At 72.5% G+C, this 23,497-nt stretch carries 23 protein-coding genes; 13 read left to right on the forward strand and 10 right to left on the reverse strand.

The features are described from left to right. Positions 1 to 85: 85 nt before the first annotated feature. Positions 86 to 1,159 carry an alkene reductase gene (locus DPM19_RS31960; protein WP_111871821.1) on the forward strand — a complete coding sequence of 358 codons (1,074 nt, stop codon included), beginning with the start codon at positions 86 to 88 and terminating at the stop codon, positions 1,157 to 1,159. Between the two features lie 34 nt (positions 1,160 to 1,193). Here DPM19_RS31960 and thyX read toward each other — a convergent pair whose 3' ends face one another. The 7 genes from thyX to DPM19_RS31995 all read right to left on the reverse strand — a co-directional run bounded on the left by thyX (position 1,194) and on the right by DPM19_RS31995 (position 9,501). Further along, complete coding sequence (thyX, locus tag DPM19_RS31965) at positions 1,194 to 1,991, reverse strand: FAD-dependent thymidylate synthase (protein WP_111871822.1); 798 nt, start codon at positions 1,989 to 1,991, stop codon at positions 1,194 to 1,196. Between the two features lie 138 nt (positions 1,992 to 2,129). Then, positions 2,130 to 2,309 carry a GPGG-motif small membrane protein gene (locus DPM19_RS31970; protein ID WP_111871823.1) on the reverse strand — a complete coding sequence of 60 codons (180 nt, stop codon included), beginning with the start codon at positions 2,307 to 2,309 and terminating at the stop codon, positions 2,130 to 2,132. 30 nt (positions 2,310 to 2,339) lie between these two features. Next, a complete protein-coding gene (locus DPM19_RS31975; RefSeq protein ID WP_111871824.1) occupies positions 2,340 to 4,523 on the reverse strand; it encodes an anthranilate synthase component I in 2,184 nt (727 codons plus the stop codon). A 225-nt stretch (positions 4,524 to 4,748) separates the two neighbouring features. Beyond that, positions 4,749 to 5,414, reverse strand: a complete 666-nt coding sequence (locus tag DPM19_RS31980) for a TetR family transcriptional regulator (protein ID WP_111871825.1) — start codon at positions 5,412 to 5,414, stop codon at positions 4,749 to 4,751. Positions 5,415 to 5,493: 79 nt separating this feature from the next. Continuing rightward, positions 5,494 to 6,723, reverse strand: coding sequence for an acyl-CoA dehydrogenase family protein (locus DPM19_RS31985; protein WP_111871826.1), 1,230 nt, complete (start codon positions 6,721 to 6,723; stop codon positions 5,494 to 5,496). Positions 6,724 to 6,890: 167 nt separating this feature from the next. Next, on the reverse strand, positions 6,891 to 7,877 hold the full coding sequence (locus tag DPM19_RS31990) for a glucosyl-3-phosphoglycerate synthase (protein WP_199485393.1): 987 nt from the start codon (positions 7,875 to 7,877) through the stop codon (positions 6,891 to 6,893). Between the two features lie 163 nt (positions 7,878 to 8,040). Then, on the reverse strand, positions 8,041 to 9,501 hold the full coding sequence (locus DPM19_RS31995; protein ID WP_111871827.1) for an XRE family transcriptional regulator: 1,461 nt from the start codon (positions 9,499 to 9,501) through the stop codon (positions 8,041 to 8,043). A gap of 174 nt (positions 9,502 to 9,675) precedes the next feature. Here DPM19_RS31995 and aceA point away from each other — a divergent pair, with 174 nt between their 5' ends. From aceA to DPM19_RS32015, 4 genes are all read left to right on the forward strand, one after another. Then, positions 9,676 to 10,971, forward strand: a complete 1,296-nt coding sequence (gene aceA / locus DPM19_RS32000; protein ID WP_111871880.1) for an isocitrate lyase — start codon at positions 9,676 to 9,678, stop codon at positions 10,969 to 10,971. Positions 10,972 to 11,131: 160 nt separating this feature from the next. Continuing rightward, entirely contained in the window at positions 11,132 to 11,923 is a 792-nt protein-coding gene (locus tag DPM19_RS32005; RefSeq protein ID WP_111871882.1) for an ABC transporter permease, read from the forward strand. Further along, the gene (locus tag DPM19_RS32010; RefSeq protein ID WP_233511005.1) at positions 11,916 to 12,719 is read left to right on the forward strand and encodes an ABC transporter permease; all 804 of its coding nucleotides are present in this window, start codon (positions 11,916 to 11,918) and stop codon (positions 12,717 to 12,719) included. Before DPM19_RS32005 ends, DPM19_RS32010 begins: the two co-directional genes overlap by 8 nt. A 23-nt stretch (positions 12,720 to 12,742) precedes the next feature. Beyond that, positions 12,743 to 13,705, forward strand: coding sequence for an ABC transporter ATP-binding protein (locus DPM19_RS32015; protein WP_199485400.1), 963 nt, complete (start codon positions 12,743 to 12,745; stop codon positions 13,703 to 13,705). On the opposite strand, the gene DPM19_RS32020 is transcribed toward DPM19_RS32015, so the two are convergent. Continuing rightward, the gene (locus DPM19_RS32020) at positions 13,699 to 14,151 is read right to left on the reverse strand and encodes a hypothetical protein (RefSeq protein WP_233511007.1); all 453 of its coding nucleotides are present in this window, start codon (positions 14,149 to 14,151) and stop codon (positions 13,699 to 13,701) included. The two genes, DPM19_RS32015 and DPM19_RS32020, sit on opposite strands and share 7 nt — an antisense overlap. Positions 14,152 to 14,396: 245 nt before the next feature. On the opposite strand from DPM19_RS32020, the gene DPM19_RS32025 reads away from it, so the two are divergent. From DPM19_RS32025 to DPM19_RS32045, 5 genes are all read left to right on the forward strand, one after another. After that, complete coding sequence (locus DPM19_RS32025; RefSeq protein ID WP_111871829.1) at positions 14,397 to 16,415, forward strand: DUF6077 domain-containing protein; 2,019 nt, start codon at positions 14,397 to 14,399, stop codon at positions 16,413 to 16,415. Positions 16,416 to 16,521: 106 nt separating this feature from the next. Continuing rightward, entirely contained in the window at positions 16,522 to 17,256 is a 735-nt protein-coding gene (locus DPM19_RS32030) for a hypothetical protein (RefSeq protein WP_199485394.1), read from the forward strand. 5 nt (positions 17,257 to 17,261) lie between these two features. Further along, entirely contained in the window at positions 17,262 to 17,975 is a 714-nt protein-coding gene (locus DPM19_RS32035; protein ID WP_111871830.1) for a hypothetical protein, read from the forward strand. Between the two features lie 153 nt (positions 17,976 to 18,128). Next, positions 18,129 to 19,535: an aldehyde dehydrogenase family protein gene (locus tag DPM19_RS32040; protein WP_111871831.1), complete on the forward strand. Its 1,407-nt coding sequence runs from the start codon at positions 18,129 to 18,131 to the stop codon at positions 19,533 to 19,535. A gap of 87 nt (positions 19,536 to 19,622) precedes the next feature. Then, a complete protein-coding gene (locus DPM19_RS32045) occupies positions 19,623 to 20,360 on the forward strand; it encodes a hypothetical protein (protein WP_111871832.1) in 738 nt (245 codons plus the stop codon). Between the two features lie 3 nt (positions 20,361 to 20,363). Here DPM19_RS32045 and DPM19_RS32050 read toward each other — a convergent pair whose 3' ends face one another. After that, positions 20,364 to 20,861, reverse strand: a complete 498-nt coding sequence (locus tag DPM19_RS32050; RefSeq protein WP_111871833.1) for a PaaI family thioesterase — start codon at positions 20,859 to 20,861, stop codon at positions 20,364 to 20,366. A 98-nt stretch (positions 20,862 to 20,959) separates the two neighbouring features. Here DPM19_RS32050 and DPM19_RS32055 point away from each other — a divergent pair, with 98 nt between their 5' ends. The 3 genes from DPM19_RS32055 (at position 20,960) to DPM19_RS32065 (ending at position 22,663) form a co-directional block, all read left to right on the forward strand. Then, positions 20,960 to 21,454 carry a winged helix-turn-helix transcriptional regulator gene (locus tag DPM19_RS32055; protein WP_111871834.1) on the forward strand — a complete coding sequence of 165 codons (495 nt, stop codon included), beginning with the start codon at positions 20,960 to 20,962 and terminating at the stop codon, positions 21,452 to 21,454. 25 nt (positions 21,455 to 21,479) lie between these two features. After that, positions 21,480 to 22,124: a LysE family translocator gene (locus DPM19_RS32060; protein WP_111871835.1), complete on the forward strand. Its 645-nt coding sequence runs from the start codon at positions 21,480 to 21,482 to the stop codon at positions 22,122 to 22,124. 125 nt (positions 22,125 to 22,249) lie between these two features. After that, complete coding sequence (locus tag DPM19_RS32065) at positions 22,250 to 22,663, forward strand: YkvA family protein (protein ID WP_111871836.1); 414 nt, start codon at positions 22,250 to 22,252, stop codon at positions 22,661 to 22,663. On the opposite strand, the gene DPM19_RS32070 is transcribed toward DPM19_RS32065, so the two are convergent. Next, positions 22,623 to 23,477, reverse strand: coding sequence for an LLM class flavin-dependent oxidoreductase (locus tag DPM19_RS32070; RefSeq protein WP_233511009.1), 855 nt, complete (start codon positions 23,475 to 23,477; stop codon positions 22,623 to 22,625). The genes DPM19_RS32065 and DPM19_RS32070 overlap by 41 nt on opposite strands. Positions 23,478 to 23,497 lie beyond the last annotated feature (20 nt).

Consider the following 23,497-nt stretch of genomic DNA (forward strand, 5'->3'; position numbering starts at 1 on the left):
ACGACTCCCGAAACTGTACGGATTCAGGGTGCGCCGTCCGGTTCCTAGCGTCAGAACCAGCGATTTCAGCCAAGGAGGAAAGAACGTGGAGAACCTTTTCGCACCCGTCGGCATCGGGAAGCTGGAGCTGCCCAGCCGGCTGGTGATGGCGCCGATGACCCGCAGCCGGGCCGCCGGCGGGCTGGTCGGCGCGCTGACGGCCGAGTACTACGCGCAACGGGCGGGCGCCGGGCTGATCGTCACCGAGGGCACCCAGCCCAGCGTGATCGGGCAGGGCTACATCGACACCCCCGGGCTGCACTCCGCCGAGCAGATCCGGGCGTGGCGGCAGGTGACCGGCGCCGTACACGCCGCCGGCGGGCGGATCTTCGCCCAGCTGATGCACGCCGGGCGGATCGGCCACCCCGCCCTCTACCCGGACGGCGCGCTGCCCGTGGCACCCTCGCCGATCGCCTCGGGCGAGCAGTTGTTCACGGGTGCGGAGATGCTCGACCACCCCGTCCCCCGGGAGATGACCGCGGAGGACATCGACCAGACCGTCCAGGACTTCGCCGCCGCCGCCCGCAACGCGATCGAGGCCGGCTTCGACGGGGTGGAACTGCACGGCGGCAACGGCTACCTGATCCAGCAGTTCCTCGCCGACAACACCAACCGGCGGACCGATGGGTACGGCGGTCCGGTGCGGAACCGGATCAGGTTCGCCGTCGAGGCCGTCCGGGCGGTGAGCGAGGCGATCGGCGCGCAGCGGACCGCGCTGCGGGTGTCGCCGGGCGTCCCGGCCAACGGCATCGCCGAGAGCGACCCCGCCGAGGTGTACCCCGCACTGGCCGGCGCCCTGGCGGCCCACGACCTGGCGTACCTGCACGTGGTGGAGACGATGAACCGCGACGTCACGCGGCGGATCAGGGACGCCTGGCCGGGCACCCTGATCCTCAACCCGCACCCGACCCCGGGCTCCTACCCGGCGGACGTGGAGACGGCCGCCGCGGCCCTCACCGAGGGGGTGGCCGACGCGGTCAGCCTCGGCGAGCTCTGGCTGGCCAACCCGGACCTGCCGGCCCGGATCAGGGCCGGCGGCCCGTACAACGAGGCCGACCGCGCCACCTTCTACGGTGGCGACCACCGGGGTTACACCGACTACCCGGCGCTGGAGGGGTGAGTGCCGGCCGGGCGGCCCTGGCCGGGCCGCCCGGTCAGACCTTGCGCCACTGTGGGATCCAGGCGCCGTCCTCGATCGTGTAGTCGCCGAACAGGGCGGGGGCCTCGGCGCGGAGCAGTTCGCCGATCCGGCCGAACAGCAGCCGGATCTCCTCCTCGGCCCCGGCGGCGGTGCGCGCCTCGAGGGTGTGCCGCAGGGTGCGGACGTTGGCCGTCCACACCAGGCCGGTCGCCACGCCCTCGGGGGCGAAGCGCCGCATGAAGGAGGTCTTGTGCTTCTTCTCCGCGAACGGCACACCCTCCTCGTCGAGACCGAAGTGGCCGGCCATCCAGCCCTGGAACTCCTCCATCTGCTCCAGCAGCGCGGTGGCCCGCTTCATCAGCTCGGCGTCCTCCCGGGCCCACTCGGGGAACCAGAAGGGGATGTCCTGGAGCCGGACGAACCGCAGCGACTCCTGCGAGATGGCCACCCCGGGGCGGTGCCGGGCGAGCTCGTGGGTGAGCACCCGGCTGACGTTGTGCAGCACGAAGCTGAAGCTGACGTGCTCCAGCACCGAGCCGTGCATGCTGCGCAGGATGTTCTGCAGGTACTGCGTCTGGTCGGTGCGGACCCGGCTGACGTTGGGGTTGAGCCCCGGCTCCCAGGAGCGGTAGCACAGCCGGCCGGCGAACTCGGCCAGGTTCTGCGGGTCGTTCAGCTCGGCGTCCAGGTCTCCCCGGTCGAACCGCTCCAGCCAGCTCTCCCCGCCCACGTCCCGCAGGTAGCGCGCCAGCTCCTCGTAGTCCAACTCGGGCCGCGCGACCAGGAACACCTCGGGCTCGACGCTCTTCACCTGCAACTCCCCCACCGATCGATGTACTGCCCCGCCACTGTAGTGGCCGGATACACCGACGCCCGCCCGGAGGTTCTCCGGGCGGGCGGCGGCGGTATCGGACTGGGCGGCGTCGAGGTGCCGGACAGGGTCCGGGCGTCAAGGATTGAAGATGCTGACGCCGCCGGGGCCGACCAGGAAGCCGATCACGATCAGGACGATCCCGAAGATCAGTTCCTTGCGGGCAATGATCACGTAGATACCGGCGATGATCAGCGCCACCGCGATGAGCCAGAGCAGAGTAATCATGGCGACGGGTTGCCCGTGACCGACCACCACAAACCGCACCCCGCTCGCGGATGTCCCAAATTATGCCTTCGACATGTCCGAAACTCCGGCGGCAACGCCCTCCCGCTCCCGGCACAGCCGCAGGACGTTGGCGACGATCCGGTGCCCCGACCGGCCGGCCGCGGTCAGGATGGACTCCGGATGGAACTGCACCGCCCAGCGCCGCCGCGCCGGATCCTCGATCGCCATCACCACGTCCCCGGTGAGCGCGGTGACCTGGAAGCCGCGCACCCGGTCCGGGGTCGCGTGCAGCGAGTGGTACCGGGCGGCGGTGAACTCGTCGGGCAGCCCGGCCAGCAGCGCGCCGCCGGTCACCTTCACCTGGCCGGGCTTGCCGTGCCACGGCTCGGGCAGCAGCCCCAGTTCCCCGCCCGCGTGCTCGACCATCGCCTGCAGGCCCAGGCAGACGCCGAACACCGGCAGCGCCCGGGCGTCGAGCGCGTCCAGCAGGGTGGCGGTGTCGAAGTCCGCGGGACGGCCGGGGCCGGGCGAAAGGACCACCAGATCGGGCCGCACCTCGTCGAGCATCCGGACGGGAAAGCCGTGCCGCAGCGTGGTGACCTGGGCGTCCTGCTGACGGAAGTAGTCGGCCAGGGTGTTGACGAAGGAGTCCTCGTGGTCGACCAGCAGCACGGTCAGGCCCGCGCCGGCGCGCTCTTCCGGGTCCGCCGGCTCGGCGGGGGCGGCGGTCGCGTTCGCCGCGGACAGCGCCCGCAGCAGCGCGCTGGCCTTGAGGTGGGTCTCCCGCTCCTCCTCCTCGGGGTCGGAGTCGTACAGCAGGGTCGCCCCGGCGCGCACCGTCGCCACCCCGTCGCGGATCTGGGCGGTGCGCAGGGTCAGGCCGGTGTTCATCGAGCCGTCGAAGCCGACATGGCCGACCGCGCCGCCGTACCAGCGGCGCGGGGAGTCCTCCTGGTCCTCGATGAACTGCATCGCCCAGGTCTTGGGTGCCCCGGTCACGGTGACCGCCCACATGTGGGTGAGGAAGGCGTCCAGCGCGTCCAGCCCAGGACGCAGCCGGCCCTCGATGTGGTCCACGGTGTGGATCAGCCGGGAGTACATCTCGATCTGCCGCCGGCCGAGAACCCGCACGCTGCCGGGCACGCACACCCGCGACTTGTCGTTGCGGTCGACGTCGGTGCACATGGTCAGCTCCGACTCGTCCTTGGCCGACGACAGGATGGTGCGGATCTGCTCGGCGTCCTCCAGCGCGTCGCCGCCGCGCGCGATGGTGCCGGCGATCGGGCAGGTCTCGACCCGGTCACCGGTCACCCGGACGAACATCTCCGGCGACGCGCCGACGAGGTACTCCCCCTCCCCCAGGTTGAACAGGAACTCGTAGGGGGCGGGGTTGGTCTCGCGGAGCCGTTCGAAGAACGCCACCGGCGAATCGCACCGCCCGTACATGGCGTGCCCCGGGGTCACCTCGAACAGGTCGCCCCGGATGAACTTCTCCTTGGCGTCCCGCACCATCTGCGCGTAGACGCCGGGCACCGGCTGGCCGGGAAGCTCGCCCGCCGCCGGGACCGGGGTGGGCTCGGTGGCCCGGGGCACGCCCGCGGTGGAGGCCGCACCGACGGCGAAGTCGTAGGACACCCGATGCGAGGTCTCCCGCTTGCGGTCGACCACGATGATCTCGTCGGCCAGGTGGAGGACGAGGTCGCGCTGGTCGGCGGGGCGCTCGTGGTTCACCCGCAGCGGCTCGAACTGCAGCGACAGGTCGTAGCCGAAGGCCCCGTACAGGCCCAGGTGCGGGTCGTCGCAGCGGAACAGGTCGATCACGGCGCGCAGCGCGGTGAAGACGGTGGGCTGCCGGCTGCGCTCCTCCTCGGGGAAGAACTCCTCGGTGGGCGGGACGAACACCTCGAACCGCCCGGCCTCGTCGGCGGTGACCTGGCCGGTGCCGCGCAGCACGGCGGCCAGCGCGGGGAGCAGCACCCGGCCCCGCTCGTTGAGCGCGTGCGCGCCAATGGTCCGGCCCCGGGCGACGATCTCCAGGCAGGGGTCGACGTAGGCCAGGTGCCAGCGGCTGTAACGGCCCGGGTACTCCATGCCGGAGCTGAGCACCCCGCCGCGCCGCTCCCCCACCGCGGCGACGAGGGTGTTGAGCAGCTCGGACTTGCGTTCGGAGGCGACCGGGACGGCGGTACGGGTCACCCGCACACCGCCCGCAGTCAGATATTCAGACGTTTCGGGCTTGTTCATTTCCACCGCGGTGGCCCCTCGTTAGGGCCCTCTCCCGGCCGGAAAGCAGAAACGACCGCCGGGTGAGGGCGATCGCCTGGTTGGTCGGGAAGGCTCGGACCGGCGTCGCCTCAGCGACGCCACCACTGGCGCATCCCGGTTCGCATGGTGGCCAGATTATCTGCTGGGGCGGGCGGTCGCCAGCGCCCGGCGTGGCGGCCCCTGGCCGGAACCGGCTCCGCCCGGTTACAGCGGCGACATCGCCGACGGGAGCCCGTGCGGCGGGTCCCCCGCGGAGAAGGGGCGGAGCCCGGCGGCGGCCGGCAGTCCCTCCAGGACCAGGTCGGTCAGGCCGCCGACGACCGTCTCCAGCGGCACGTCGGGGTGGTCGAGCCACCAGTCGCCGGCGGTCTGCACCATGCCGACCACGGCGTGCCCCCACACGTAGCCCCGGTTCCGGTCGGGCAGGGCCCCCTCGGAGATCATCAGTTCGCCCAGTTCCCGGGCGAGGCTGCGGATCACGGTGCCCATCGCGCTGTGGGTGGCGGCGTCCTCGGCGCTGGCGCGGTGCATCAGGAACCGGTACAGCTGGGGATTGGCGGAGATCATCGACAGGTAGATCTCGATCGTCGACCTGGTCCGCTCCCGCATGTCGCCCGGCCCGGAGAACCCCGAACTGACCATTTCGATCAGCTTGCGGGTGTGCCGTTCGGCCAGTGCCTGGTACAGCCCGCTCTTGTCCCCGAAGTGCCGGTAGAGGATCGGCTTGCTGATGCCCGCCTCCGCGGCGATGGCGGCCATCGACGCCTCCGGGCCCTCCCGCTGGATGACCCGGTCGGCGGCTTCGAGCAGGGTGCGGCGGCGGTCGGGGTCACGCCCCGACCGCGCCGCGGCCCTGTCCCTACGTTCCATGAGATCACCACCGTACCCGGGGCGGATTCCGGGCTCGCGGCCTCTATCTCCGTCGTGACGACTTGTCACCTAACCGGAATCACCGAACGGGCAGGCCGGTGACCGTTCTCCCGATCACCAGGCGCTGGATCTCCGAGGTGCCCTCGAAGATCGTGAAGATCTTCGCGTCCCGGTGCATCCGCTCCACGGGGTAGTCGCGGGTGTAGCCGTTGCCGCCGAGGATCTGGATGGCCTCGTCGGTGACCCGGACGGCCGTCTCGCTGGCGAACAGCTTGGCCATCGAGCCCTCGGCGCTGTTGAACTCCTTGCCGGAGCGGGCCATCCAGGCGGCCCGCCACACCAGCAGCCGGGAGGCGTCGACGGCGGTCTTCATGTCCGCCAGCTTGAACGCCAGCCCCTGGAAGTCGCCGATCTTGCGGCCGAACTGCTCCCGCTCCCGGGAGTACTCCAGGGCGTACTCGTAGGCGGCGCGGGCCACCCCGACCGCCATCGCGCCCACGCTGGGCCGGGTGGTCTCGAAGGTCTTCAGCGCGGCCTGGCCGCCCGCCTTGCGGCCCTCGCGGACCCGGGCGATCCGCTCCTCGAACTTCTCCATGCCGCCCACGATCAGCCCGGCCGGGATGCGCACGTCGTCGAGGACCACCTCGGCGGTGTGCGAGGCGCGAATGCCGTGCTTCTTGAACTTCTGCCCCTGGGACAGCCCGGGGGTGTGCGGCGGGATGATGAAGCTGGCCTGGCCCCGGCTGCCCAGGTCGGGGTGGACCGAGGCGACCACCACGTGGACGTCGGCGATGCCGCCGTTGGTGGCCCAGGTCTTGGTGCCGTTGAGCACCCACTCCTTGGCGGCCTCGTCGTACACCGCGCGGGTGCGGATGGCGCCGACGTCGCTGCCCGCGTCGGGCTCGGAGGCGCAGAAGGCGCCCAGGTGCACGTCGTCGACGGTGCCGAACATCTGCGGGATCCACTCGAGGATCTGCTCGGTGGTGCCGACCGCCGCCACCGAGGCCGCCGCCAGGCCGGTGCCGACGATGGAGAGCGCGATGCCGGCGTCGCCCCAGAACAGCTCCTCGAACGCCACCGGGATGCCCAGGCCGCTCTCCTCCAGCCACTGGTTGGCGAAGAAGTCCATCGAATAGAGGCCGATCTTGGCCGCCTGCTGGATGATCGGCCAGGGAGTCTCCTCCCGCTCGTCCCACTCCTCGGCGGCCGGCCGGACCACGTCCCGGGCGAACTCGTGCACCCACTGCTGGACGTCGAGGACGTCCTCACTCGGTTCGAGCGAGAAACCCGTTGCCTCGCTGCTCGACATATTTATTGACCCCTTCTCCAATACATGTGTTACCAACGGTAGCAGGGCGGCCGTTACCAGAGAGTAATGATGTGACGAGCATCACAGTAACCCGAATCATGCTCCGAGAACGCGACGCGCGGCCATGCCCTGCTCAGGGCATGGCCGCGCGCGTAATGAGCGGGTTTTCAGGAAAGGATCGAGCGCCGGGAGTCCGTGTAGGCGGGGATGCCGATCATCGGCGGGCGCTCGTCGACCTGGACGTCGCTGACCTGGACGTCGTGGCCGCCGACCCCGCCGGCGTCCCGGCGGAACTGCGTCAGCTCGGTCGCCGGCGCCTCCAGGGGCATCATCCGGCCGTGCCGCTGCAACCGGGACCAGGAGGTCAGCAGGATCTGGCTGGACATCGCGCCGAGCGCCTGGGTGGACTGGTGGGAATGCACCCGCCGGCCGAGGTCGACCTGGGCCAGCGCGTCGAGACCGGCGGTCTGGAAGACGTCGAGCAGCAGCCCGAGCTCCACGCCGTACCCGGTGACGAAGGGCAGCCGTTCCAGCAGCGAGCGGCGGCCCGCGTACTCACCGCCCAGCGGTTGGATCACCCCGGCGAGCAGCGGCCAGTGCAAGTTGATCAGCGGGCGGGCCACGAGTTCGGTGACCCGGCCGCCGCCGCCCTCCACCCGGTCCGACCCGGTGATCAGCGGCCGCTCGTAACAGCCCTTGACGTAGCCCACCTCCGGGTCGTTGAGCAGCGGGCCCAGCAGGCCCGTCACATAGGAGGAGGTGAAGCTGCGCAGGTCGGCGTCGACGAAAACGATGATGTCGCCCCGGGTGACGGCGAGCGACTTCCACAGCGCCTCCCCCTTGCCGGACATCCGGGGCAGGTGGGGAAGGATGGCGTCCTGCGCGGCGACCTCCGCGCCGGCCGCCGCGGCGACGGCGGCGGTGCCGTCGGTCGAGCACGAGTCGATCACCATGATCTGGTCGACCAGCGGGACCCGCTCGACCAGTTCGCGGCGGATCTCCGCCACGATCGAGCCGACGGTCTCCTCCTCGTTGCGGGCGGGGAGCACCACGCTGATCAGGTTCGCCCCCTTGGCCGCGAGCAGTTTCTCGACCGGCCAATCAGACGCCGCACTCGTGCGGCGATGCATCCACATCGCGACCTCGGGCAGCACACGTCCTCCTTCGGTTACGAACCGCTTCCATCTATAGGAAACGCCACGTCACCGCCGATAATTCACTGGACCGTTTGAACCCGAGCAATCGACCCAAGAAGTTAACACTCGGACAACACACCCGATATCCGGGCAACCGGAACCTATCTCCGGCAGGGCGGGCTCAGCGACCGGACAGGGCCGCGTGCCGGTCCAGGAACTCGTAGACGTCCGCCTCGTCCACGCCGGGGAAGGCGCCGGGCGGCAGCACCGACAGCACGTGCGAGTGCGCCCGGGCCGACGGCCAGGCCATGCCCTGCCACCGCTGGGCCAGTTCGGCGGGCGGGCGCTGGCAGCAGTCGCCGTCGGGGCAGGCCGACTTCACCCGGTTGGTGGTCTCGCGGCCGCGGAACCAGCGCGAGTCCTCGAACCGCACGCCCAGCGTGATCGCGAAGTCGCGCTCGTGGCTGGGGTCGATGTGCGACAGGCACCAGTAGGTACCCGTCGGTGTGTCGGTGTACTGGTAGTAGACCGAGAACCGGTCGTCGGCGGCGAAGACGTGCCGCCCGGCCCACTCCCGGCACATCCGCTGCCCCTCGATCGCGCCGTCCTCGTCCGCCGGGAGCACCAGGCCGTCGTTGGCGTAGGCCTTGTAGATCGTGCCGCTCTCGTCGTTCTTGGTGAAGTGCACCTGCAGGCCCAGGTGGTGGGTGGCCATGTTGGTGAACCGGTGCGCGGCCATCTCGTAGGAGACCGAGAACACGTCGGCCAGGTCCTCCACCGACAGCTCCCGGTTGGCCTTGGCCTCCCCCAGGTAGGACACCACGGTGGACTCGGGCAGCAGCATCGCCGCGGCGAAGTAGTTGGCCTCCACCCGCTGCCGCAGGAAGTCGGCGAAGTCGCGGGGCACGTCGTGGTCGAGCGCGATGTGCCCGAGCGTCTGCAGCAGGATGGTGCGGGGCGTGTGCATGCCCAGTTGCTCGCGCTCCAGGTAGATGCGCCGGTTGCGCAGGTCGGTGATCGACCGCACCGAGCGCGGCAGGTCCTGGACGTAGCGCAGGGTGAAGCCGAAGTGCGAGACCAAGGCCATCAGCGTGCCCTGCGAGACGGCGCCGCCCCGGTAGCCGGCCGCGTCGAGGGTCTGCGCAGCCACCCGCTCGATCTCGCCGTAGTAGTTGCCCCGCTCCCGCATCTCGGTGCGCAGCGCCGCGTTGGCCTTGCGCGCCTCCTCGGGGCTGGCGGTGGGCTTGGTCCGGCTGCGCCGCAGTTCCGTGAAGAGCGCGAGGATGTGCTCGATCACGTCGTTGGGCATCCGCTTGCTGACCTTGAGGTAGGGCACGCCCAGCGTCCGGTAGAGCGGGTCGCGCTGCGCCTCCTCCAGCGCGATCTCCAGTTGGGCGCGGCGGCTGGGCGGCTGCTTGCGGAGCAGTTCCTCGACCGGGACCTCCAGCGCCGCCGCCAGCGCCTGCAGCAGCGAGAGCTTGGGCTCGCGCCGCCCGTTCTCCAGCAGGGACAGCTGGGACGGGGCCCGGCCGACGCGCTCGCCCAGGTCCGCCAGGGTCAGGCCGCGGCTGCGCCGCAGATGCCGCAGCCGCTGCCCGAAGGTGACGAGGTCCACGTCTCCGACGTCGCCTATGCCGTCCATTCCGCCTACTCCACCCGTCAACTTGAGGGGTTCTTCCGAACGCAAGCTCGACACAGGTTGATAGTAGCGGAAATTATTCAGATCTTCTGTTACTCACCAGTTCGGTTAGACCCGGGCATACGGGCAGACTCCATGGCAAGCACCCAGGGGACGACAGAGCAGGGAGTGACCGACATGAGCGACAGTCGCCTCAAGGGCGCCGCGCAGGAGCTGCAGCGCCAGTGGGAGACCGACCCGCGGTGGCAGGGCATCGAGCGGACCTACTCGGCCGAAGAGGTCATCAAGCTCCGCGGCTCGGTGCAGGAGGAGTTCACCCTCGCCCGGCTCGGAGCCGAACGGCTCTGGAAGCTGCTGCACGAAGAGGACTACATCAACGCCCTCGGCGCGCTCACCGGAAACCAGGCCGTCCAGCAGGTGAAGGCCGGCCTCAAGGCCATCTACCTGTCGGGCTGGCAGGTCGCGGGCGACGCCAACCTGGCCGGGCAGACCTACCCGGACCAGAGCATCTACCCGGCCAACTCCGTGCCCGCCGTCGTGCGCCGCATCAACAACGCGCTGCTGCGCGCCGACCAGATCCAGTGGTCGGAGGGCAAGGGCGACACGCACTGGATGGTGCCGATCGTCGCCGACGCCGAGGCCGGCTTCGGCGGGGTGCTGAACGCCTTCGAGCTGATGAAGGGCATGATCGCCGCCGGTGCCGCGGGCGTGCACTGGGAGGACCAACTGGCCTCCGAGAAGAAGTGCGGCCACCTCGGCGGGAAGGTCCTGATCCCGACCGGCCAGCACGTCAAGACCCTCAACGCGGCCCGGCTGGCGGCCGACATCTCCGGTGTCTCCAGCCTGATCGTCGCGCGGACCGACGCCGAGGCCGCGACCCTGATCACCACGGACGTGGACGAGCGGGACCGCGAGTTCATCACCGGCGAGCGCACCCCCGAGGGCTTCTACCACGTCCGCAACGGCATCGAGCCGTGCATCGCCCGGGCCAAGGCCTACGCGCCCTACTCCGACCTGATCTGGATGGAGACCGGCACGCCGGACCTGGAGGTGGCGCGCCAGTTCGCCGAGGCCGTCAAGGCCGAGTACCCGGACCAGATGCTGGCCTACAACTGCTCGCCCTCCTTCAACTGGAAGAAGCACCTGGACGACGCGACCATCGCGAAGTTCCAGCGCGAGCTCGGCCACATGGGCTTCAAGTTCCAGTTCATCACGCTGGCGGGCTTCCACGCCCTGAACTACTCGATGTTCGACCTGGCGCACGGCTACGCCCGCGAGGGCATGACCGCCTACGTCGACCTGCAGGAGCGCGAGTTCGGCTCGGAGTCGCGCGGCTACACCGCCACCCGCCACCAGCGGGAGGTCGGCACGGGCTACTTCGACCTGGTCAGCACGGCCATCGCGCCGGACTCGTCCACCACGGCCCTGAAGGGCTCCACCGAGGACGAGCAGTTCTTCGATGAGGCTCACTGAGGAGAACGACAACCAGGTCCCCTGAGAGCCGATCACCGCGACCCCGCCCCCCGGCGGTGACCGGCTCGACCGAGGGCCCCTCCGGACCACGCCGCCGGAGGGGCCCTCTTCGTGTCGTCTTACCTGGACGGGCCCACGGGGACGGTTAGGCTTCGTGCCGGTGGGCGTCTATCTGCGGGTCGCGGGATATGCCTTCCGGCGATACTCCACCTACCGGGTGGCCACCGCCTCCGCGGTGGTGACCAACACGGTCTTCGGCTTCCTGCGGGCCTACATCCTGATCGCCCTCTGGCAGGCCCGGCCGCAGCTCGGCGGCTACGACGTCGCCGACGCGGTGGCCTTCTCCTTCCTGACCCAGGCGCTGATCGGTCCCGTGAACGTGTTCGCCGGCAGCCTGGAGCTCACCGGGCGGATCCGCACCGGCGACGTGGCCGTCGACCTGCATCGCCCGGTGGACCTGCAGGGGTGGTGGCTCGCCGACGACCTGGGGCGGGCGGTGTTCGCCCTGGTGTTCCGGGGCGTCCCGACGCTCGCCGCCGGCATGGTCGCGTTCGGGATCCCGCTGCCCGGGCCGGCGACGCTCGCGGCGTTCCTGGGCTCGGCGGCGCTGGCGGTGCTGGTCGGCTTCGCGCTGCGCTACCTGGTGTCGCTGTGCTGCTTCTGGCTCGGCGACGAACGGGGTCTGCACACGGTCTCGACGGTCAGCACGATGTTCTTCTCCGGCATGATCCTGCCGCTGGTGGTCTTCCCCGGCCCGCTGGGCGAGGTTGCCCGGGCGCTGCCGTGGGCGGCGCTCATCCAGGTGCCGGCGGACGTGTTCCTCGGCAGGCACACCGGCACCGGGCTGCTCGGCGTCTACGCCTTCCAGGCGGCCTGGGCGGTGGCCCTGCTGGGCGCCGGCCGGGCGCTGACCCGGGCCGCCCGGCACCGGCTGATGATCCACGGTGGCTGAGGCGCTGCGCGTCTACGCGCTGCTGGCCTGGACCTGGACCCGGGCCGCCGCGCAGTACCCGGTGTCGATGATCATGCTGACCCTGACGACGGTCGCGTTGACGCTGCTCGACCTGGCCGCGATCGCGCTGATCTTCGTGCACACCGACCGGCTGGCCGGGTTCTCCGGGACCGAGGTGATGTTCCTGTACGCGACGTCCCTGGTGCCCTTCGCGATGGCCGACATCGTGCTGGGCACCGCCGAGCGGCTCGGCCAGCACGTCCGGGAGGGCTCCCTGGACACGATGCTGGTCCGCCCGGTCAGCCCGCTGATCCAGCTCGCGACCGAGGACTTCACGCCCCGGCGGCTGGGCAAGCTGCTGCCCGGCGTCGTCGTGCTGGCCGTCGCGCTGGAGCGGGCCGACGTCGACTGGACCCCCGGCCGGATCGTCATGATCCCGCTGATGCTGGTCTCGGGGACGCTCATCTTCGGAGCACTGTGGGTGATCACCGCCGCGTTCCAGTTCGTCGTGGTCGACGGCCGGGAGGCGACGAGTTCGGTGACCTACGGGGGCGCGTTCCTGACCCAGTACCCGATGCACATCTTCGGCCGGGACTTCGTGCGCACGCTGACCTTCGTCCTCCCGCTGGCCTTCGTCAACTGGCAGCCCGCCCTGTACGTGCTGGACCGGCCCGACCCGCACGGCCTGCCCGCCGCCGCCCGGTTCGCCTCGCCCGCGGTCGCCGCGGTGCTGTGCGTGCTCGCCGCGCTGGCCTGGCGGGCCGGGCTGCGCCGCTACCGCTCCACCGGGAACTGAGAGGAGACCCCGAATTGATCGAGATGCGCGACGTCTCCCGCACCTTCGTGATCCGGTCCCGGGACGGGCGGCGGCTGCGCCGCTCGCGCACCGTCGTCCGGGCGGTGGACGGTATCTCCTTCACCATCGGGGCCGGTGAGTTCGTCGGCTACCTCGGCCCCAACGGAGCCGGCAAGTCCACCACGATCAAGATGCTGACCGGCATCCTCGCCGCGTCGGCCGGTTCGGTCCGGGTGGCGGGGCTCGACCCGGCCCGGCAGCGCACCGCGCTGGCCCGGCGGATCGGTGTGGTCTTCGGCCAGCGCACCACGCTCTGGTGGGACCTCCCGCTGCGCGACAGCCTGACCCTGATCCGGCACCTGTACCGGGTCGACGCCGCGGCGCACCGGGCCCGGCTGGCCGAGCTCACCGAGGTGCTCGATCTCGGCCCGTTCCTGGGCACCCCGGTCCGCCAGCTCAGCCTGGGCCAGCGGATGCGCGGCGACCTGGCGGCGGCGCTGCTGCACGACCCGCCGCTGCTGGTGCTCGACGAGCCCACCATCGGCCTCGACGTGATCAGCAAGGCGACGGTGCGGGGCTTCCTGGAGCGCCGCAACGCCGAGCAGGGGACCACGGTCGTGCTGACCACCCACGATCTCGGCGACATCGAGCGGCTGTGCCGCAGGGTCATGGTGATCGACCATGGCCGGCTGGCCTACGACGGCGGGCTCGACCGGCTGCGCGCCACGGCCGGTGCGCAGCGGGTGCTGGTCGTCGACCTGGCCCGGCCGGGCGAGCCCGTCGACCTGCCCGGCGTCTCCGTGATGCGCGTCGAGGGGCCGCGGCAGTGGCTGGCGATCCCGCAGGGGTCGAGCGCGGCGGCCGTGATCGCGGAACTGACCGGCCGGTACGAGGTCCGGGACATCGCGCTGCGCGAGCCGGACATCGAGGACGTGATCACTCGCCTGTACCGGGCCGGGCGCGGCTCCCGGGAGGCGGTTCAGTAGTCGTACCCGGAGTCCTCGCGCTCGCCCCGCCGCCAGCGGCCCGGAGCCCAGGCGGGCATCAGCAGCGCGACCCCCATCAGGGCGAAGACCCCCGAGCCGAGCAGCAGCCGCAACCCGGTGTCGACCTCGCCGTCCGGCGGCACCCGGGTGGACAGGTCGAGGGCCTGGCCGGGATCGGCGAAGAAGTACACCGACCAGGCGATCAGGACGAGCGCCGGGATGAGGGAGGCCAGCGGGGACGCCCACCGGGCCACGATGATCACGCCCAGTACCAGCCCCACCGCGGCCATCACCGCGAACGCCCCGTACAGCCGGGTGGAATCGGAGATCGTCTGATCGAGCGGGTCGAAGGAGTCGGTGGCCCGGGTGTGCCCCCAGGCGGCGCCGTAGGCCAGGGCCGGGGTCAACAGCACCCCGAGGATGAAGCCGAAAACGTGCCGCACCACGCACCACCGTCCGTTTGAACCACTTTTGCAGGTACCGGCAGGCGTGCTGGGTGACCGTGCTGGGTGACCCGGCCGCATGCGCACGTCCTGACGTGGCATGCATCTCACCAGAGGGTCCCGCCCTCGGTAAACCGTAGGGCCTCCTGAAGCGTCTCGCCAGACAAGATCGACATATCAGAAATCACCGTGACGGCCGGGATCGGGTGGACCGGACGCCACGGCCGGCGACGTTTCCAGGGACCTCTGTGACCACACCGCAACCGCACGACACCGCCCGCTTCGGCCGGACCGCCGCCCTCCTCACCCGCGGCATGGACGCGGCGACGGACCTCGCGCTCCTCTCCTTCGCGGTGTGGACGCTGCTCTACCACCTCGGGCTGTGGCTCCGGCCGCCCACCGCGGTGCTGGTGGGCGGGTGGGCCGCGGCGACGGCGGCGATCGCCGCGGGGATGGTGCTGCGGGGCCGCCGCCCCGCCGAAGACACCGGGCCCGCGCAGGACGCCGGGCCGGGGGCGCCCCGGTGGGCGGCCTGGGCCGGGCCCTGCCTGGGGGTGGCCGCCGGGCTGGCGGCGGGATTCCACTCCGCCGGAGTGCCCTGGTGGGTCACCTGCGGGCTCGCCGTCGCCGCCGTCGCCGTCACCGGGTACGCCCTGCGGGGGGCCGGGGCCGGCCCGTTCACGTCCCCCGGGCCCGCGGGCCGGGGCTCGTTCCTGGTCCTGGGTACGGCCCTGGGGTTCGCCGTCGGGTCGCTGTTCATCGTCAACACCGACGCCGACGACGCCTACTTCGTCTCCCGGTCGGTGTGGACCGCCGAGAACGGCCGGATCCCGCTCCGGGACGTGATCTTCAGCCAGGGAACGTACGCTCCCATCTCTGGCGAGCCGCCGGTGGCGTCCTTCGAAGTGTTCGTCGGCGCGCTGGCCCGCCCGCTGGGGATACCCGCGAGTTCGTTCCTCTGGTACGTCGTTCTGCCCGCCGTGGTCTTCCTCGCCGTCTGGGCGCTGTGGCGGCTGGTCCGGGAGTGGGCGCCGCGCCGCGCCGCGCTGTGCTTCGCGCTCGGTGCGGTGTACCTGCTGTGGTCCGGGGCGCACAACGCCTCCCTCGGCTCCTTCCACCTGGTGCGCCTGTGGCAGGGCAAGGCCGTGCTGGTGTCGCTGGTGATCCCGCTGCTGTACGTCTACCTGACCCGGTGGGCCGAGCGCCGGTCGGGTACGGCGCTGGCCCTGGCCGCGGCGGCCGGTGTCGCGGCCACCGGGCTGACCTCCTCGGCCGCGTTCGTGGTGCCGCTGATAACGGCCGCCGTCGCCGGGCCCCTGCTGCTCACCGGCCGGGTCCGGGACGCCGTCGCGGCATGCGCGGCCTCGGCCTACCCCATCGCGGCCGGGTTGGTGGTGATGCTCGGGTACTCCGCCATCGAGGTCGCCGGCAGCTTCCATCCGGCCCCGCGGACCTACTCCTGGATCATGATGACCGGGATCCTGGGCGCGCTCGGCGGCGCCGCGCTGTGGGGCGCGCCCCGGCTGGCCCGCGCCGGCACTCCTGCGATGATCACGGCGGGGGTGGCCGGGGTGACCACCGTACTGATCATTCCCGGTGTGCTCGAACTCGTCCGGGACGCCAGCGGCGCCGGGCCGGTGCTGTGGCGGACGCTGTGGCTCGTCCCCGCCCCGGCGCTGGTCGGTCTGCTGGCCGCGATCCGGCTGCCCGCCGTACCGCGGCTCTCCTGGACGCCGCCCGCCCTGGTCCCCGCCCTGGCCCCCGGGCTGGCGGCCGGTGCGTTGATCCCGCTGGTCGGCACCCCGGTGTGGGCGGAGGAGAACGGCTCCACGGTCGCCGCCCGGCCCGCCTGGAAGGCCGACCCCGGGCGGCTGCGCGCCGCGCGGACGGTGGTGGCCGCGAGCGGCGAGCGGGGCGTGGTGCTCATGCCGCTGGTCTACATGCGGTACGTCCCGGTGATCACCACCCGGGTGAACGCGGTCAGCCCCAACAACCACTACCTGCGGCTCATGCCGGCCCCGCCGGAGTTCACCGAGGATCGGCTGCTGCTCACCCAGATGGTCCGGTCCAAGTACGCTCCCATGCCCACCCCGCAGCGGGCCGCGGACGCGCTGCGGCGCATCGGGGTGACCGTCGCCTGCGCGCGTGCCGACAACCTGCCCGCGCTGGAGCTGCTCCGGTCTGCCGGGTACGGGAACATGATGCACGTCTCCCGGCTGCGGTGCCTGTTCCCCGGGCGCGCGCCCGGATCGCCGGCCGGCTCCTGACGACGGTCGCGGGCAAGCCCTGCTGGCGAGGCCGGGCAAGGGTTTTGATGTGTTTTGTCGGGGCATCGGCGGGAGACCTGCATTCGACTCACGCCAGGAGGCAGACATGTCGACCGCCATCTGGGTCGTCATCGCCGTCGTGGCCGTCCTCGCCGTTGCGGCCATCGTCCTGGTGACGCAGCAGCGGTCCCGCACCGCCCGGCTGCGTGACCGGTTCGGCCCGGAGTACGACCGCGCTCTGGAACAGCACGGAAAGCGCGGCGAGGCCGAGCGCGAGCTCCTCTCCCGGGAGACACGCCACCAGGAACTCGGCGTCCGCCCGCTCGACCCCGCCCAGCAGAAGACGTACCGCGAGCAGTGGACCCAGGTCCAGGAGCGGTTCGTGGACGCCCCCGAGGCCACTCTCGAAGAGGCCGACAAGCTCGTCCTGGTCGTGATGGGCGAGCGCGGCTACCCGGTGGAGGACTACGAGGACCGGGTCGCGCACCTGTCGGTGGAACACGGCCGCGCCCTCGACCACTACCGGCGCGCGCACGACATCAGCACCCGGGCCCGCCGCAAGGAGGCCTCCACCGAGGACCTCCGCCAGGGGATGGTGCACTACCGCACCCTGTTCGAGGACCTGCTCGCCGTGCCCGACAGGCACACCGACACCGCCCCCGCGGAGGTGCAGCCCGACCCCGGCCCGGAGAAGGCGGACACCGCCCGGGCCGACCGGGCCGACGAGGCCCCCGGCGCCGCTCCGGCACCCGAGGGGGACCCGGCTGACCGGGTGCCGGCCGGTCCGGCCGGTCCGGCCGGTGCGGAGCGACCGGCCCCGAGCGCCGAGCGAAGGAGCTGACCCGCGTGAAGGACGGAAAGCGGCACGACCGCGAGCCCGCCGAGACCGTACCGCCCCCGCCCCGACCGGTGGACGGAAACGTCCTCGTGCCCGCCCCCGACGAGCGGGCCCTCGCCGCCGGAACAGGCGAGGCCACCACCCCCGATGTACGTGTCGCCGGTCGCCCGGGCGCCCCTGCCGGCACGACGCTTCCTCCTGCCGACACGACGGATTCCCCCACGGGCAAGACCGGTGCCCCCACCGACACGGCGAGTGCGCCCCCCGGCAGGACCGACGCCCCCGCCGACACGACGGACGCCCCCTCCGGCAAGCCCGACGTCCCCGCCGGCGAGACCGGCTCGCCCGGCGCCGGGACGGACGTCCCGGCCGCCCGGAAGGAACCCTCCGCCGAGCCCCCCGCGGGCGAGCGGGCGGAGCTCGCCCCCGGCAAGGACGCACCGGCCGACCGGCCCGCCGCGCACCGCGAGGAACCGGACCTGCGGCTGCTGGACCCCGGCATCGCCACCGGCTTCCAGGAGCGGTGGCGGGACGTCCAGGCGAGCTTCGTCGACGACCCCGGGGACGCCGTGCGGCGGGCCGAGGAGCTCACCATGGAGGCGGCCCGCGCGCTCACCGACGCCCTGTCCGCCTGGGAGGGCGAGACCGAGGACGACACCGAGCGGTTGCGGCAGACGCTGCGCCGGCACCGGGACGTGCTGGACCGCCTGCTCGCCCTCTGATCACCGGACCCGCAACCGCCCGCCCTCCCCTCCGCCACGCCCCGGGGCGGGCGGTTGCGCCTGTCCGGGTGCCGGGGTGCGCGGGGTGGTGGACCGCCCTGCCCGCCGCCATACTGAATCCCATTCGGCCTTTCGGTGCGAGGAGGAGCAGCGGTGTCCGATTTCACGATGACCATCGGCGGCCAGGGTGTGGCGGCGCAGGAGACCTTCGACGTGGTCAACCCGGCGACGGGCGAGGTGCACGCGCAGGCTCCCGACTGCACCGAGAAACAACTCGACCAGGCCATGGAGTCCGCCGCGGCGGCGTACCGGGACTGGCGGCGGGACGAGGCCGCCCGGCGCGCCGCACTGCGCGCGGCGGCGGACGTCCTCTTCGCCAAGGCCGCCGACATCGCCCCGGTCCTCACCGCCGAGCAGGGCAAGCCGCTGCAGGACGCGACCATGGAGGTGTACGGCGCCGGGGTCTGGCTGAAGTACTACGCCGACCTCGAGGTGCCCGCCGAGGTCATCCAGGACGACGACAACGCCCTGGTCGAGGTCGTCCGCAAGCCGATGGGCGTGGTGGCCGCCATCACCCCGTGGAACTTCCCGCTCGTGCTGGGCTCGTGGAAGATCGCCCCGGCCCTGCTGGCCGGCAACACCATGGTGCTCAAGCCCTCGCCCTACACCCCGCGGTCCACCCTCGCGCTGGCCGAGGCGCTGCGCGACACGCTGCCCCCCGGTGTGCTGAACGTCGTCTCCGGCGGTGACCGGCTGGGGGCCTGGATGACCTCCCACCCCGTCCCGCGCAAGATCAGCTTCACCGGCTCGGTGGCCACCGGCAAGAAGGTCGCCGCCGCCGCGGCGCCCGACCTCAAGCGGGTCACCCTGGAACTCGGCGGCAACGACCCGGCGATCCTGCTGGACGACGCCGACCCGGCCCAGGTGGCGGACGGGCTGTTCGCCGCGGCGTTCCAGAACAACGGCCAGGTCTGCTCGGCGATCAAGCGGGTGTACGCGCCGCAACACCGCTACGACGAGGTGGTCGAGGCGCTGGCCGCCCGCGCCCGGGCCGCGAAGGTCGGCGACGGCATGACCGAGGGCGTCCAGTACGGGCCGATCAACAACCGCCCGCAGTTCGAGCGCGTCTCCGAACTGGTCGCCGACGCGATCGCGGGCGGCGCCCGGGCCGCGGCCGGCGGCAAGCCGATCGACGGCCCCGGCTTCTTCTTCGAGCCGACGATCCTCGCCGACGTCTCCGACGGCAGCCGGATCGTGGACGAGGAGCAGTTCGGCCCGGCCCTGCCGGTGGTGCCCTACACCGATCTCGACGAGGCCCTGGCGCGGGCCAACGGCACCCACTTCGGGCTGTCGGGCTCGGTGTGGGGCGCCGACGCCGACCGCGCCGCCGAGGTCGCCGCCCAGCTCGACTGCGGCACCGCCTGGGTCAACACCCACCTGGCGATCGCCCCGCACCAGCCGTTCGGCGGGTCCAAGTGGAGCGGGATCGGGGTGGAGAACGGGCCGTGGGGTTACTACGGCTTCACAGAACTGCAGGTGATTCACCGCTCCAAGCGCTAGTAACGCGCCGGCCTGGCAGGGATCATGGCCTCCCGAGGCGCCGGCCGCGCCTCGGGAGGCCCGTTTTCGCTCGCGGAGGACCCAGCCATGCGGACGTGGGACGTCATGCGCCAGGACGACAACGGCAACGAGTTCCGGATGGCCGGGCACGACTCCCGGATCTCCGCGCTCGCCCAGGTGCTGGCGATGGAGAGCGGAGTCCCGCACGACCAGCTGTACTGGGTGGCCGGCCCGGCCGGCCCCGTCTGCCGGACCAACCGCGACCTGTACCTGCACGTCCTGCGGCTGGGCCGGGACCTGCAGGCCGCCTCCTGGTCGCTGTCGGCCTACCTGCGGTCGCTGTGGCGGGCGAGCCTCCCGCTGCGCGACCGGTCGCGGCTGGAGCCCGACCAGGTGGCCGCGCTGTACTCGGCCGCCGAGGCCGTCCCGCCCGCGCCCTACGACCCGGCGTGGAACACCGCCGACCTGTCCCTGCCCGGCCCGGCACCCGAGGACCACGCCGACTGGGAGCGGGTGATCTTCTCTCAGCTCGCCGATCTGGAGGACTTCGCCGGCCGGCCGCCGGGCCCGGCGGCCCGGTTCGGGGCCACCGCGCCCCGCCCGGCCGGAGCGGGGCCGCGCGCCGTCCCGGCCCGCTGGCTGAACTTCGACCCGGCCGGCTACCTGGAATGCGCGATCGCGGGTGGTCTGGGCGGCTGGGACGCCGCCGACGGGGCGCGCGTCCCCGAGCCGGGGGCGCCCACCGGCTCGCCCGTCCGGCCGCTCACCCTGCTGAGCTGGGGTGACCTGGCTCGGCTCGCGGTCTGCGGCCAGCAATACCGGTAGCGCTCAGCGCGCCGTGGGCACCTCGAACAGCAGGCAACTGCTGGTGGCGTGGGCGAGCAGCCGGTCCGCGGAGTCGAACAGTTCGACTTCGGCCAGCGCGGTGCGGCGGCCCCGGTTGCGCACCGTGCCCACGGCGGTGAACCGGCCGGTCTCGACCGTCACCTTGCGCAGGAACTTGATCGACAGGTCGAGCGAGGTGTAGGCCATGCCGGGCGGCAGCGTGCTCTGCACGGCGCAGCCTGCGGCGGAGTCGGCGAGGGTGGCGTACACCCCGCCGTGGACGCTGCCGATGGGGTTGTAGTGCTCCTCCCCCGGCTCGCAGGCGAACACCGCCCGGCCCTCCTCGACCTCCAGGAGGGAGAAGCCCAGGGTCGCCGCGATGGGGGGCTGGGGCAGTTCGCCCGCGGCGAGCGCCCGGAGGAAGTCCAGGCCCGACATGGTCAGGGCGGTGGCGGCCAGCGAGGCGGGGTCCGTCCACTCGTAGGTGCGTGTCCGTCCCATGCCGTACCCCCATCTGACTACATCTTCCAAAGCCAGATGGACGGTAGCCAACCGGCAATCTGACTGTCAATTTCACAGCCAGCAGTAGATTGGTGCCCATGGACTGGCTACAGACGAGCGCGGAGAACTGCACGGTCCGGCGCACCCTCGACATCGTCGGCGAGAAGTGGACGCTGCTGATCCTGCGCGACACGGTCAACGGGGTCCGCCGGTTCGACGACCTGCGCCGGCACATCGGGGTGTCGGAGACGATCCTCGCCGACCGGCTGCGCAAGCTCGTCGGCGCCGGGATCCTGGAGCGGCGCCCCTACCGGGAACCCGGCCGGCGCACCCGCTGGGAGTACCGGGTGACCCCCCGGGGCTGGGAGCTGTGGCCCGTCCTCATCGCGCTGATGCAGTGGGGCGACCGGTACACCGCCGACCCCGAGGGGCCCCCGCTGAACGCGACGCACCACGGCTGCGGCGCCCCGCTCCGGGCCGTGGTGGAGTGCGCGCAGGGACATGGCCCGCTCGGCCCGCGCGAGGCCGAGGTCCAGCCCGGCCCGTCCGCCCGCCCCTTCCAGGAGGCCGCCGCCGACCTGCCGGTGCACTGAACGGACAAACCCCTAAGATCGGCCCGTGCCCGACCTTCTGCTGCCCTTCCTCGGTGTGGTCGCCGTGCTGACGGTGACGCCCGGACCCGACATGCTGCTGGTGCTGCGCAACGGGCTGCGCGCCGGCCCGCCGGTGGCCTGGGTGACCGGGCTGGGCTGCTGCCTGGGCATCTCCCTGCACGCGGGTGCGGCGGTGCTCGGCCTGTCGGCGGTGCTCGCCGCCTCGGCCACCGCCTACACCGCGGTGAAGCTGGCCGGCGCGGCGTACCTGGGCTACCTCGGGGTGCGCCTGCTGCTCGCGGCGCTGCGGCCGCCCGCCGAGCCCGCACCGCGGCGGCCCGTGACCGGCTCCCTGGAGACGCCCGCCACCGGCCGGGGCGAGGCGTTCCGCCAGGGGCTGCTCACCAACCTGCTGAACCCGAAGATCGCCCTGCTGTTCCTCACCCTGCTCCCCCAGTTCGTCGGGCCGCAGGAGCCCCGGCTGCGCACCACGGCGACGCTGGCCGCGGTGTTCCTCGCCCTCGCCGTGCTCTGGTGGCGGCTGTTCACCCTGGCCCTGGCCCCGATCTCCCGGGCGCTGCGCGGGCCGCGGACCCGCCGGGCCCTGGACGGGGCGGCCGGAGCCGCCCTCCTGGCCGTCGGCCTCCGGGTGGCGCTCCGGCAGCACTGAGCCGGCCCGGGCCGGCTGGGAGCGCCACCCGCGGCGGGCATGCGCAGGGACGCGCATGAAAAGGGCCTGGGCGGAGATACCGCAAGCAGCACCTCCTGACCCTCGACCCCCCCGGAGGCGATCCCATGGTGTGGTGCGGCATCGCCGTCCTGATCGCGGGCGCGATCCTGGCGTTCACGGCCGACGGCGAACTCGCGGGCGCCGACCTGTCGGTGCTCGGCCTCGTCACGATGGCGCTGGGCGCGGCCCTGACCGTCGCGGGGCTGGTCCTGCGCCGGCTCGCCCGGCGGCGCCGGGCGGCGCGGGCCGACGGCGGCTACCGGACCGGCACCGGAAAGATCGCCGCGATGGTCGCCGCGGCCGTCTACATCCTGTCGCCACTGGACATCGTGCCGGACGTGTTCCTGCCCGTGGGCGTGGTCGACGACGCCACCGCGCTGGCCTGGCTGGTCTTCGCGTTCGGCCAGGAGGCCGCCCGGCGCCACCGCGCCGCCCGGCCTACCCCGTACGCCGCCGAGCGATCTCCGCAAGGGCGGTGAGGTCCGGCCCGTCGCCGGTGCCCGGGCGGGGCCAGTGCACGGCGATGTCGGTGATACCGAGTTCGGCGTACCGTCCGGCCAGGTCCTCGAACGCCGCCGGGGACTCCAGCCCGGGCCCGGCGGGCTCGGTCAGCAGCATCCGCCGCAGCTCCGCCGGATCGCGCCCCTCGGCCGCGCAGGCCTCCTCCAGCCCGGCGATCTCGGTGCGGACGGTCTCGTACATCGCCGCGGGCTCCTGCCAGCGGCCGGTGGTGACCCAGAGCGCGCCCTGCCGGGCGGCCAGCCGCATCCCGCGCGGGCCGGTGGCGGCGATGGCGAACGGCGGGCGGGGCCGCTGCACGCAGCCGGGAGCGGTGACCACCTCGCGGGCCGAGTAGTGCACGCCTTCGAAGGTGGTCTCCGGGCCGCGCAGCAGCCGGTCGAGCAGGTCCGTCCACTCGGCGAACCGCTCCGCGCGCTCGCGCGGCGACCACTCCGGCCCGCCGAGGATGCCGGCGTCGGACGTCCGGGCGATACCGCCCGCTCCGATGCCCAGCGTGAGCCGGCCGCCGCTGATGTCGTCGACGGTCCGCGCGGCGTGCGCGGTCGGCACCGGATGCCGGAAGTTGGCGGAGGTGACCAGGGTGCCGAGCCTGATCCGTTCCGTCACCACGGCGGCCGCGGCCAGGGTGGCGTACGCGTCGAACCAGGGGGTGGAGCCCCGCCAGGCGACGTGGTCATAGACCCAGGCGGTCTCGAACCCCATCTCCTCGGCCCGCCGCCACCGCTCGCCCGCCGCCGGCCACGACTCCGTCGGCCACATCACCACGCTCACCCGCACAACGCCTCCCTGCT

Source organism: Actinomadura craniellae, from assembly GCF_003289645.1.
In the GTDB taxonomy this organism is placed as follows: Bacteria; Actinomycetota; Actinomycetes; order Streptosporangiales; family Streptosporangiaceae; genus Actinomadura_D; species Actinomadura_D craniellae.

What these genes read in the sequence shown, in the direction of transcription:
- DPM19_RS31975 (WP_111871824.1), bottom strand. Translation starts at nt 4,523, where the DNA reads ATGAACAAGCCCGAAACGTCTGAATATCTGACTGCGGGCGGTGTGCGG.
- DPM19_RS32045 (WP_111871832.1), top strand. Translation starts at nt 19,623, where the DNA reads ATGCGGACGTGGGACGTCATGCGCCAGGACGACAACGGCAACGAGTTC.
- DPM19_RS32050 (WP_111871833.1), bottom strand. Translation starts at nt 20,861, where the DNA reads ATGGGACGGACACGCACCTACGAGTGGACGGACCCCGCCTCGCTGGCC.
- aceA (WP_111871880.1), top strand. Translation starts at nt 9,676, where the DNA reads ATGAGCGACAGTCGCCTCAAGGGCGCCGCGCAGGAGCTGCAGCGCCAG.
- DPM19_RS31980 (WP_111871825.1), bottom strand. Translation starts at nt 5,414, where the DNA reads ATGGAACGTAGGGACAGGGCCGCGGCGCGGTCGGGGCGTGACCCCGAC.
- DPM19_RS32065 (WP_111871836.1), top strand. Translation starts at nt 22,250, where the DNA reads ATGGTGTGGTGCGGCATCGCCGTCCTGATCGCGGGCGCGATCCTGGCG.
- DPM19_RS32055 (WP_111871834.1), top strand. Translation starts at nt 20,960, where the DNA reads ATGGACTGGCTACAGACGAGCGCGGAGAACTGCACGGTCCGGCGCACC.
- DPM19_RS31985 (WP_111871826.1), bottom strand. Translation starts at nt 6,723, where the DNA reads ATGTCGAGCAGCGAGGCAACGGGTTTCTCGCTCGAACCGAGTGAGGAC.
- DPM19_RS32030 (WP_199485394.1), top strand. Translation starts at nt 16,522, where the DNA reads ATGTCGACCGCCATCTGGGTCGTCATCGCCGTCGTGGCCGTCCTCGCC.
- DPM19_RS31995 (WP_111871827.1), bottom strand. Translation starts at nt 9,501, where the DNA reads ATGGACGGCATAGGCGACGTCGGAGACGTGGACCTCGTCACCTTCGGG.
- DPM19_RS32015 (WP_199485400.1), top strand. Translation starts at nt 12,743, where the DNA reads ATGCGCGACGTCTCCCGCACCTTCGTGATCCGGTCCCGGGACGGGCGG.